General features: G+C 68.3%; 8 protein-coding genes. 6 read left to right on the forward strand and 2 right to left on the reverse strand.

Translation table 11 applies throughout. The features are described from left to right. Window positions 1-151 precede the first annotated feature (151 nt). From ISO16_RS10835 to ISO16_RS10850, 4 genes are all read left to right on the forward strand, one after another. Complete coding sequence (locus ISO16_RS10835; RefSeq protein WP_072635955.1) at window positions 152-3,460, forward strand: (Fe-S)-binding protein; 3,309 nt, start codon at window positions 152-154, stop codon at window positions 3,458-3,460. Window positions 3,461-3,675: 215 nt separating this feature from the next. Beyond that, entirely contained in the window at window positions 3,676-4,245 is a 570-nt protein-coding gene (locus tag ISO16_RS10840) for a hypothetical protein (RefSeq protein WP_083662304.1), read from the forward strand. Between the two features lie 114 nt (window positions 4,246-4,359). Continuing rightward, a complete protein-coding gene (gene gntH, locus ISO16_RS10845; protein ID WP_072635956.1) occupies window positions 4,360-5,496 on the forward strand; it encodes a guanitoxin biosynthesis MBL fold metallo-hydrolase GntH in 1,137 nt (378 codons plus the stop codon). Between the two features lie 42 nt (window positions 5,497-5,538). Then, window positions 5,539-6,771, forward strand: a complete 1,233-nt coding sequence (locus tag ISO16_RS10850) for a cation:proton antiporter (protein ID WP_072635957.1) — start codon at window positions 5,539-5,541, stop codon at window positions 6,769-6,771. A 9-nt stretch (window positions 6,772-6,780) separates the two neighbouring features. Here the strand turns inward: ISO16_RS10850 and ISO16_RS10855 are convergent, their stop codons facing one another. Together ISO16_RS10855 and ISO16_RS10860 are read right to left on the reverse strand one after the other, a co-directional pair. Further along, window positions 6,781-7,932: an alkane 1-monooxygenase gene (locus ISO16_RS10855; RefSeq protein WP_072635958.1), complete on the reverse strand. Its 1,152-nt coding sequence runs from the start codon at window positions 7,930-7,932 to the stop codon at window positions 6,781-6,783. Window positions 7,933-8,128: 196 nt separating this feature from the next. Beyond that, a complete protein-coding gene (locus ISO16_RS10860; protein WP_003938894.1) occupies window positions 8,129-8,332 on the reverse strand; it encodes a cold-shock protein in 204 nt (67 codons plus the stop codon). Window positions 8,333-8,478: 146 nt separating this feature from the next. On the opposite strand from ISO16_RS10860, the gene ISO16_RS10865 reads away from it, so the two are divergent. Together ISO16_RS10865 and ISO16_RS10870 are read left to right on the forward strand one after the other, a co-directional pair. Beyond that, window positions 8,479-9,744 (forward strand): pyridoxal phosphate-dependent aminotransferase, encoded by a 1,266-nt coding sequence (locus ISO16_RS10865; RefSeq protein WP_029545602.1) that lies wholly within the window; start codon window positions 8,479-8,481, stop codon window positions 9,742-9,744. Between the two features lie 316 nt (window positions 9,745-10,060). Beyond that, a complete protein-coding gene (locus ISO16_RS10870; RefSeq protein WP_230304516.1) occupies window positions 10,061-11,401 on the forward strand; it encodes a YibE/F family protein in 1,341 nt (446 codons plus the stop codon). Window positions 11,402-11,418: the final 17 nt, after the last annotated feature.

Here is an 11,418-nt window from a genome sequence, read left to right on the forward strand (position 1 = left end):
CGACCTCTGCCCAGCACCGCGCCGCAGCACCGCGAGACTAGACTACCGGCCGGTAACTTCCTATAGCTACCGGCTGGTAACTTAGTTCGGGTTAGGATGCGTGGGCTTATACCAGGCGGCGCGCTGCCGCCCCCGACACGAAAGGCCACCTATGAATGCCCTGACGATCACGTTGGGCACGATCGGCGTGCTGCTCAGTCTGGTGTGCTGGTACTCGTTCATCGGTGGCGCGATGAAGATGGTCAACGTCGTCCGGATCGGCCAGCCGGCTCCGGATCGGTGGCGGCCGTTCTTCCCGCGCTTCAAGCAGATGCTCGTCGAGTTCGTCGCACACACCCGGATGAGTAAGTTCCGCACCGTGGGCTGGGCCCACTGGCTGGTGATGGTCGGCTTCATGCTCGGCGCGATCGTCTGGTTCGAGGCTTACGGCCAGACCTTCGACCCGGCGTTCCACTGGCCACTGATCGGCAACACCGCCGTCTATCACCTGATCGACGAACTGCTCGGCCTCGGAACCGTGATCGGAATCACGGCGCTGATCATCATCCGGCAGCTGAACCACCCGCGGAAGCCCGCGCGGCTCTCGCGCTTCGCCGGCTCCGACTTCCGGGCCGCGTACTTCGTCGAGACCGTCGTCCTCATCGAGGGCCTCGGCATGATCTTCGTCAAGGCCGGCAAGATCGCGACCTACGGCCACGCCAACCCGTGGACCGACTTCTTCACGATGAACCTCGCCAAGCTGCTGCCGGCGAGCGCCGTGATGGTGTCGATCTTCGCGTTCGTCAAGCTGATGTCCGGCATGGTCTGGCTGTACGTCGTCGGCCGCAACATCACGTGGGGTGTCGCCTGGCACCGCTTCGCCGCGTTCTTCAACATCTACTTCAAGCGCGAGGACGACGGTGGCGTCGCCCTCGGCGCCGCGAAGCCGATGACGTCGAAGGGCAAGGCCATCGACATGGAGACGGCCGATCCGGACACCGACACCTTCGGTGCCGGCCAGATCGAGGACTTCTCCTGGAAGGGCTGGCTCGACTTCACCACGTGCACCGAGTGCGGTCGCTGCCAGTCGCAGTGCCCTGCCTGGAACACCGGTAAGCCGCTGTCGCCCAAGCTGGTCATCACCTCGCTGCGCGACCACGGCTACGCCAAGGCGCCCTACCTGCTCGCCGGTGGCCGCAAGGACCTCGGCGGCGACGAGGTCGGCCTGGTCGACGCCGAGGGCAACGCGGACGAGACCAAGCTCGGGAAGATCCCGGCGGCAGCCCTGGCCGAGGCCGATCGCAAGCTGGTCGGCGAGACCGTCGAGGGCGAGCTCGCGCCCGTCATCGACACGGAGACGCTGTGGAGCTGCACCAACTGCGGCGCCTGCGTCGAGCAGTGCCCGGTGGACATCGAGCACGTCGACCACATCATCGACATGCGCCGCTACCAGGTGCTCATCGAGTCCGACTTCCCGTCCGAGCTCGCGGGTCTGTTCAAGAACCTCGAGAACAAGGGCAACCCCTGGGGCCAGAACGCCAAGGACCGGCTCAACTGGATCTCCGAGCTGGACTTCGACGTTCCGGTGTTCGGCCAGGACGCGGACAGCTTCGCCGACTACGAGTACCTGTTCTGGGTCGGCTGCGCCGGCGCCTACGAGGACCGGGCCAAGAAGACCACGAAGGCCGTCGCCGAGCTGCTCGCGACCGCCGGCGTGAAGTTCATGGTTCTCGGTGCCGAGGAGACCTGCACCGGTGACTCGGCCCGTCGCGCGGGCAACGAGTTCCTGTTCCAGCAGCTCGCGATGCAGAACATCGAGACCCTGAACTCGGTGTTCGAGGGCGTCGAGGACTCCAAGCGCAAGATCGTCGTCACCTGCGCGCACTGCTTCAACGCGCTCAACAACGAGTACCCCCAGGTCGGCGGGAACTACGAGGTCGTGCACCACACCCAGCTGCTGAACCGCCTGGTGCGGCAGAAGAAGCTGGTGCCGGTGGCATCGGTGAGCCAGGACGTGACCTACCACGACCCGTGCTTCCTCGGCCGCCACAACAAGGTGTACGACGCACCGCGTGAGCTGATGGCCGCGTCCGGCGCGAAGCTCACCGAGATGCCGCGGCACGGCGAACGGTCCATGTGCTGTGGTGCCGGTGGTGCCCGCATGTGGATGGAAGAGAAGATCGGCAAGCGGATCAACATCGACCGCGTCGACGAGGCACTGTCGACGAATCCGTCGAAGATCGCCACCGGCTGCCCGTTCTGCCGCGTCATGCTCAACGACGGTGTCACCGCGCGTCAGGAGAAGGGCGAGGGCGAGGGCGTCGAGGTCGTCGACGTCGCCCAGCTCATGCTCGACTCCATCACCCGTCTCGAGCCCGCGACGCTCAGCGAGAACATCAAGGTGATCCCGCGGGAGCGGCCCGTCGCGGAACCGGTGGCGACCGCCGGAACCCAGGAGGCCGCCGTGGCCTCGGAGGCGACCGCCGAGACGGTGGAGAAGGAGCGCGTCGAGGAGATCGAGGAGGCGGCCGCGACCCCGGCGGCACCCAAGACGGCCCCGGCCGGCGGCCTGCAGATGAAGGGCGCCGCCAAGGCTCCCGGCTCGAAGCCGGGCGGGCTGCAGATGAAGGGCGGCCTGAAGGCCCCGGGCCCGAAGGCTCCCGCAGCCGGCGACGGTGCCGCGTCCGACGCTCCCGCGGCCCCGGCCGCCAAGCCGGGCGGACTGCAGATGAAGGGCGGACTCAAGGCCCCGGGCGCCAAGAAGGCCGCTCCGGCCGCCGCCGCTCCCGCTGCCGAATCCGCTCCGGCCGAGGCCCCGGCGGCCCCGAAGGCCAAGCCGGGCGGACTGCAGATGAAGGGCGGGCTCAAGGCCCCGGGCGCCAAGAAGACGGCTCCGGCCGCGGCCGCCCCGGCCGAGGCCCCGGCTGCGCAGGCACCGGCGGCCGAGGCACCCGCCGCGCCGTCGGTTCCGAAGGCCAAGCCGGGTGGACTGCAGATGAAGGGCGGGCTCAAGGCTCCGGGCGCGAAGAAGGCCGCGCCGGCACCGGCCGCCGAGGCACCCGTCGCGGCACCGGCGGCCGAGGCCCCCGCGAAGGCACCCGCCGCCGAGGCACCCGTCACGGAGGCTCCGGCGGCTCCCGAGCCGCCGAAGGCGAAGCCGGGTGGCCTGGCGTTCAAGGGCGGAGCGAAGGCTCCCGGCGCCCGCAAGGCCGCCGCGCCGAAGCCTCCGGCAGAGAGGCCCGAGCCCCCGGCGGAGAAGCCCGAGCCTCCCGCGAAGGCACCGGAGCCGGCGCACGCACCCCCGGGTGAGGCGCCCGATCCGGATGCACCGCCGGAGAAGGCACCGGCCCCCGAGGCGCCGTCGACCAACGGCACCGAGGCCTCGCCAACCAATGGCGCCGAGGCACCGGCCCCGCCGCAGGCCAAGCCGGGAGCGCTGGGCTTCAGGTCCGGCGCCAAGGCCCCCGGCCGGCGCGCGTAACACCCCCGACGCCCCCCACCTCGCGTGGGGGGCGTCGTCGTCTTCCTGAGCGGACACGCACGCCTACACCGCTGTTGTACCCCTGCATGCGCATGCACGAGGGAAAATGCACACCGACGGACGCAAGCGGCAGGAACGCCGGGCATGCCTCACCCCGGCGGGTGACAGCTTCATCCGTTTCGCAGGCGCTCGAAACGTCGTGCACAATCAGCGTCGTGGAGGATGAGGCCGGACCCGAATCGACTTCCGAAGCCGCGGATCCCGAGACCCGCAGGGTCGTTGCGATGGCCGTAGCCGCATCGGCAATCGGTTGGTGGCCGGCGTTCACTCTGGGGGTGTACGGAGTGATCTTCTTCGAACAGCATCTGGCCCTGTGGGCCGCAGCGACCAGCGCGTTCCTGGGGCTGGAGTTGGTCGGTGATCGCCGAGAACGGCGTCGAGCACGGAACTATGCACTGCTGCTGCCCTCGTTGTGGCTTCTGCTGCTGTGGCTCCTGCCCGTGGCAACCTCGTCCACCTTCCACGACGTCTTGTTCTGGTTCGGAGTCGCGGTCACTCTGCTCGGCATGCCCATTCTGACAGCACTGATGATCAAGGTGCTCTTCCCGGAAGCCGAGCACCTGGGTCGCCGGCGCGCCGCGATCGTCCTGTTCACGGTCGTCGTGGTGATGCTTGCCGCCTATGGGCTCGGCACCCAGCATCCGCATATGCTCAGTTGCCAGGACTTCTCGATCAGTGGCAACTTTGCCCCCGCGAACTGTAACCCTGGGATCGGGAAGAGCTGACCGGACGCCCTCCAGCGCATCGCCCGCGTTCTCCGGCCTTTTCGGTGATTCTGCGTACGTGCCGTCTCCGATATACGAGCATGGAGAAGTCGCGCGGTCGTGAAGGAGTGCAGCATGGTCCCGGATTTCACCGAGCTGACCGAATTGGCCTTCGAAGGCGGATCCCCCTTGACCACGACCCCTGTGCTCGGGACGCCTTCCAGTGTGCCGCATCCGGACTCGACGGCAGGAACGGAGCCTGTTCGGGACGGCGAAATCAGGGTCACGGTGCTGGGGTCGGGCGATCCGTTCGTCAAGCCGAGCCAGGCATCGGCTTCGTTGCTGATCGAGGTGGGCAACCCCGAGCGGGACCTGTTCTTCTTCGATCTCGGGTCCGGAGCCCTGGCCAACTACAACGGGCTCCGACTTCCGGTGACCGCAACCACGAAGGTGTTCCTGTCGCATCTGCACGCCGATCACGTCGGTGACATGCCGACGCTGGTGTGGAGCCTGGCCAAGGCGGGCCGTCGCGACCCGGTCGAGGTGTGGGGACCGGCCGGGGAGACACCCGAGCTCGGGACCCGCTCCTACATCCGGCATCTCGAGGCGGCGCACGCATGGGACATGCAGTCGTTGTGCGGTCACCCCGGCCAGTCCGGCGCTCATACGGTGACCACCGAGGTGCCTTGGGACCGCACCGCCACCGTGTACGAGCGCAACGGTGTACAGGTCAGTTCGTTCCCGGTGATCCACATGCAGAACGGCTCGGTCGGATACCGGCTGGACTACAACGGCCGCAGCGTCGTGTTCTCCGGAGACACCCGGCCCTGCCGAACCCTCGTCGACGCGTGCGACGGGGCGGACCTCCTCGTCCACGAAACGTTCCCCTCCGCATCCGTTTTCGCACGGAAGGCCGGCGTGCCACCGGACTTCGCGGAGAAAGTCGTCAACGGTTCGCACACCAGCCCGCACATGGCCGGCGAGGTCTTCGCCCGAGCCGGCGCGAGAATGTCGACGATGTGGCACCTCGCTGTCGACCACGAGACCGTGGGTCCTGTCTATGCGGAGATGCGCACTCGATACGACGGGCCCGTCACCATCGCGCAGGATCTCACCGTGTTCGACATCAGCGCCGACGCGATAGTCACCCGGCAGGCGCAGCTCGACCCAACTGCCTGGCCGGTGCTCGGCCCGACGAAGATCTCGGGCCCGCCCGAATCGGCACTGCCACAACCGCCTGCTTGGTGGGCCGAAGCGCTCATCAGCGAGTGAGCCCAGCCGCCCGGAAGGGCGACGTCGAACACGGAGGACGTCATGACCTGGGCTCTTCCCGCGATCGCCGGCGTCCTGCTCGCCTATGCGACGATCTCCGGGCGAGTGGCCGGCACACCGATCACCGCGCCGATCGTCTTCACGGCGGGCGGGCTGCTGATGGGAACGCAGGTGGCAGGACTGATCGACCTCGAGGCCACCAGCGAAACAGTCAAGCTGCTCGCCGAGGTGACCCTCGCCCTCGTGTTGTTCACCGACGCCTCCCACGTCGACGTTGCCGGGCTTCGCTCAGAAATCTCGCTTCCTGCACGCCTTCTCGGACTCGGCCTACCTGTCACCATTGCCGCGGGGTTCGCGGTTGCGGTGCTCGTACTTGCGGATCTGACCTGGCCCGAGGCGCTCCTGCTCGCCGTGATTCTCGCGCCCACCGATGCTGCCCTCGGGCAGGCAGTCGTGACGCTGCCGATCCTTCCGCTGCGGATCCGGCAGGGTCTCAACGTCGAAAGCGGTCTCAACGACGGGATCTGCGTGCCGGTGTTCCTGATCGTGCTGGCAATCGCCGAAGCAGAGGCGGGTGCGATCGGTGGCGGCGCTGCTGTCACGCTGGTCCTCGAGGAGATCGGCTACGGCGTCCTCGCGGGAGTCGGCGCCGGCGCGGTCGCCGCCGCGGTGCTGATCGTCGCAGGCCGACATATCCCGGTCGATCCGCTGTGGAGTCAGATCGTGCCGGTGGCCGCCGCGACGCTCGCCTACACGTCCGCCGTGCCACTGGGCGGATCGGGCTTCATCGCAGCATTCGTCGGAGGTCTGGTATTCGGGGCGATGCGGCACCGCGCCGGTGGAGATGTCTCCCATCTGATCGAGGAATCCGGCGAGGTGTTCAACGCCGTGACATTCGTCGTCTTCGGGGCTGTGCTGCTCGGCCCGGCGCTGGCGGCTCTGTCGTGGCCTGTGCTTGCGTATGCAGTGCTGAGCCTGACCGTCGTACGCGTGATCCCGGTCGCGATATCTCTCCTGGGCACTCACGCCCGCGGCCCGACCGTCGCCTTCGTCGGCTGGTTCGGCCCCCGCGGGCTGGCGACGATCGTCTTCACGATCCTGATCGTCGAGGAACCCGGAACGCTGCCGCACGAGGAAGTGTTGTTGACGACGGCGGTCGTCACCGTGGGGTTGTCGGTCCTTGCCCACGGTCTCACCGCAGCGCCCGCCGCCCGACAGTATGCCGGTTGGTACAGCCGGCACCCCCGACCCGAGCACCCGGTACACGAGCGATAGTCCGGGACGTCAGCTGTGCCGGGCGATGAGCTCCTCGCGACGCCCGGGATCGAGGTTCACGCGCGCGAGGTCGCCCTCGTAGTGGTCGAGAAGACGCGGGTCCATCACCTTGCGCCACAACGACGGAACGAACGACAGCAGGATCATGACCGCGTAGCCGGCGGGCAGTTGCGGCGCCTCCTCCATCGTGCGCAGCGTCTGGTAGCGGCGCAGCGGGTTGGCGTGGTGGTCGCTGTGCCGCTGCAGGTGGTAGAGGAACAGGTTGCTGCAGCTGTGGTCGCTGTTCCAGCTGTGCCGGGGCGCCACGCGCACATAGGAACCGTCGGGTCGCTGCTCCCGCAGCAGGCCGTAGTGCTCGAGGTAGTTGGCGGCCTCGAGGAACATCACCGCCAGGACGGCCTGCACGATCAGCCAGGGCGCGACGGACCATCCGAAGACCGCGATCAGCCCGGCGTACAGCACAACGGTCAGCGCCCAGGCGTTCAGGACGTTATTGCGCGGGCTCCACCAGGGCAGCCCGCGACGGGCCAGGCGCTCGCGTTCGTACCGCCAGCCCGACCGGAGACCGCCGAACACCGAGCGCGGCAGGAACTCCCAGTACGTCTCGCCGAATCGCGCCGTCGCCGCGTCCTCCGGGGTGGCGACCCGCAGATGGTGACCGTGGTTGTGTTCGACGAAGAAGTGCCCGTAGCCCGACTGGGCGAGGGCGATCTTGGCGAGCCGGCGTTCGAGGTCGGTGCGCTTGTGCCCGAGTTCGTGCGCGGCGTTGATGCCGACGCCGCCGACCACGCCGACGGTGGCGGCCATCGCGAACCGCTCGGGCCAGCCCATCGGCGCGACGGTCCACACCCAGCAGGCGAAGACGAGGCCCGCGTACTGCAGCGGCAGGTACAGGTAGGTGCACCAGCGGTAGTACCGGTCCTCCTCGAGGTCGCGCACGACCTCTTCCGGCGGGTTGGCCTTGTCGACGCCGGTGAACCGGTCGACGAGCGGGACGATCACCGCGATCAGCAGCGCACCGAACGCCCAGAAGACACCGAGGTGCAGGTACTCGACGAGCAGCCACGCGACGAACGGGCTCAGCGGGACGGCGAGCCCGCACAGCCACAGGTACCGTTTCCGGTCTTTCCAGCGCGCCCCCGCGCTCCCGTCCCCCACCATGTACACCAACCCCCTGGTTGTCTCGCCCGTCCCCCGAACATCACGGTTCTTACATCCCATATGTCCGCAACGCGCCGGGATGTTACCGAATAGTAGGACAAACGAGACGAACCACCCACGAAGTTGTGACCGGTCCGAATACAGCGACGGCGCCGCACCGTAGGTGCAGCGCCGTCGAACCGTCGGGACGACCCGCTCAGATGGGACGGACTCCCTGGGCCTGCGGGCCCTTCTGTCCCTGCCCGATCTCGAACTCGACCCGGGCGCCTTCGTCCAGCGACTTGAAGCCGGAGCCCTGAATCTCCGAGTAGTGGACGAACACGTCGGGTCCACCGCCGTCCTGCTCGATGAAGCCGAAACCCTTTTCGGCGTTGAACCACTTCACAGTTCCCTGTGCCATACCGTGCGACTCCTCAATCCACCCGCGCGTCACCCCGACGCAACGGTCACAAGTGGTCATGATTGCACTTTTCGGGCCGATCGTCGCGGTGGACGCGGCGATGCAGGCGAAATCCGGCTGAAACCCGGTTGCGGCCGGGTGGCACCATGGACGCCGTGAGTACAGGAGAACAGGGCCACCTTCATCACCGCATCACCCGCAAGCTCGAGCAGTCCGCGAAGCTGCAGAACGTGCTGTACGAGATCCGGGGGCCGGTGCACGCGCATGCCGCGCGGCTCGAGGCGGAGGGGCACCGCATCCTGAAGCTCAACATCGGCAACCCGGCGCCGTTCGGGTTCGAGGCACCCGAGACGATCGTGCAGGACATGATCGCGGCCCTGCCCAACGCCCAGGGCTACTCGGAGTCGAAGGGCATCGCGTCGGCGCGCCGGGCCATCGTCACCCGTTACGAGCTCGTGCCGGGCTTCCCGAAGCTCGACATCAACGACGTCTACCTCGGCAACGGCGTCTCCGAGCTGATCACGATGACGATGCAGGCCCTGCTCGACGACGGCGACGAGGTGCTGATCCCGGCGCCGGACTACCCGCTGTGGACGGCGATGACGTCCCTGGCCGGCGGTACGCCGGTGCACTACCTGTGCGACGAGTCCAACGACTGGAATCCCGACATCGAGGACATCGAGTCGAAGATCACGGAGAAGACCAAGGCCCTGCTGGTCATCAACCCGAACAACCCGACGGGTGCCGTGTACTCGCTCGAGGTGCTCGAGCAGCTGGTACAGCTGGCCCGCAAGTACCAGCTGCTGCTGCTCGCCGACGAGATCTACGACAAGATTCTCTACGACGACGCCAAGCACATCTCCCTGGCCACCCTCGCGCCCGACCTGCTGTGCTTGACCTACAACGGCCTGTCGAAGGCCTACCGGGTCGCCGGGTACCGGTCGGGCTGGATGACGATCACCGGCCCGAAGGACCACGCCGGCGGGTTCCTCGAGGGCATCGACCTGCTCGCCTCGACCCGCCTGTGCCCCAACGTGCCGGCCCAGCACGCCATCCAGGTGGCGCTCGGCGGGCATCAGAGCATCGAGGACCTGATCCTGCCCGGTGGCCGGCTGCTCGAGCAGCGCGACGTCGCGTGGGAGCGCCTGAACTCGATTCCCGGCGTCAGCTGCGTCAAGCCGCGCGGCGCCCTGTACGCCTTCCCGCGCCTCGACCCGGAGGTGTACGAGATCCACGACGACGAGAAGCTGGTCCAGGACCTGCTGCTGCAGGAGAAGATCCTGATGGTGCAGGGCACCGGCTTCAACTGGCCGGATCCGGACCATCTGCGGATCGTGACGCTGCCGTGGGCCCGTGACCTGGCGGTGGCCATCGAACGCTTCGGCAACTTCCTGTCCAGCTACAAGCAGTGACCGCGGTGACCTGCTCGCGACACGCCCGGGATGCACGACACGCCGACCGTTGTCGAAAGTATATGTTGCGACGAACGAACGGCGTCACCGCAGGCAGAGCCGTCGACTCCCCCCGAAAACGAGCGTGCGGCCGGACCCCGGTGAGGACCGACACACTGTAGGTACTACCCCGGGGGCCGACAGAGCCAGTACGTTTGTCTACGGCACCTCAGCGTGCTGGGCTCCCTGATCACGCCATCCCCCCTGTGCGAGATCAGGTCGACGGTGGCGGGGACACCCCCCCTGCTCCCCGCCACCACCAGCCCTTGTCCCCCGGATGCGGCCGGGCTTCCGCGATGCGACCTCGCCGCGATCTCGTCGTTACCCTGATGCGGTGACTCGCTCAGAGCCCCCCGGCCACGGACACGGACACGGCCACGGCCACTTCTCCGGGCCGATCCCGGTCGGACCCACCGCTGCGAAGGTCGTCGTCGGACTCCTCGTCGCGATCGGCGTCGCCGTGTTCGCCGGCGCCGTCGCGCTGTGGCCCAGCGGGCAGGCGGTCGACATTCCGGCCCCGTTCCAGACCACCGGCGGCGGAGCCGTCGTCACCGAGGCCGGCACCGTCGTCGAGCAGGACATCGGCCCGTGCGGGAGCAGTTCGGCCGGCCGCCCGTTCACCGGCGACCCCGTTCCCCCCGCGACCGACGCCTACCAGTGCCAGCGCAGCATCGTCACCATCGATTCGGGCCCCAACGAGGGCACCCGCACCCTGCTCGAGATCGGGCCCGGCCCGGGGCAGCCGGACCTGCGCGTCGGCGAGGAGATCCGGCTGGTGCGGCAGGTCGACCCGTCCGGCGCCACCCAGTACTCGTTCTACGACTACTCCCGCGGGCTCCCCCTCGCGCTGATCATCACGGCGTTCGCCGTGGTCATCGTGGCCGTGGCCCGGTGGCGTGGCCTGCGCGCCCTGATCGGCCTGCTGATCGCGTTCGGGGTGCTCGTGGTGTTCATGCTCCCCGCGCTGCTCGACGGCAAACCCGCCGTGCCCGTCGCGCTGGTCGGCGGCGCGATCATCCTCTACGCGGTGCTCTATCTCGCGCACGGGGTGAATCTGCGCACCAGCTCGGCCCTGCTGGGCACCCTTGCGTCGATGCTGCTCGCCGCCCTGCTCTCGTACCTCGCGATCTGGATGACACACTTGACCGGGCTGTCCGAGGAACAGAACACCGACGTGCAGCTGTACCTCGAGCAGGTCAGCATCACCGGCCTGCTCCTCGCCGGCTTCATCATCGGTTCGCTCGGCGTCCTCAACGACGTGACCATCACCCAGGCGGCGTCGGCGTTCGAGCTGGCGGCGCTCGATCCCACGGCCTCGCGCCGCAAGGTGTTCTCCTCCGCGATGCGGGTCGGCCGCGACCACATCGCCAGCACCGTCTACACCCTGGTGCTGGCGTACGCCGGTGGCGCCCTGCCCCTGCTGCTGCTGTTCAGCGTCGCCGGCCGGTCCATCTCGGACGTGCTCACCGGCGACGCCGTCGCCATCGAGGTGGTGCGGGCGTGTGTGGGCGGCATCGCGCTCGCTCTGTCCGTTCCGCTCACCACCGGCATCGCCGCACTGCTGGCGCGGCCCGGCGCCCCCGAGCCCGTCGCACGGAAGGGCCGCCATGCCCGGTGACCGGTTCGTCGTCCGCG

Origin of the sequence: Rhodococcus sp. M8, from assembly GCF_015654185.1 — a bacterium.
Lineage (GTDB): Bacteria > Actinomycetota > Actinomycetes > Mycobacteriales > Mycobacteriaceae > Rhodococcus > Rhodococcus aetherivorans.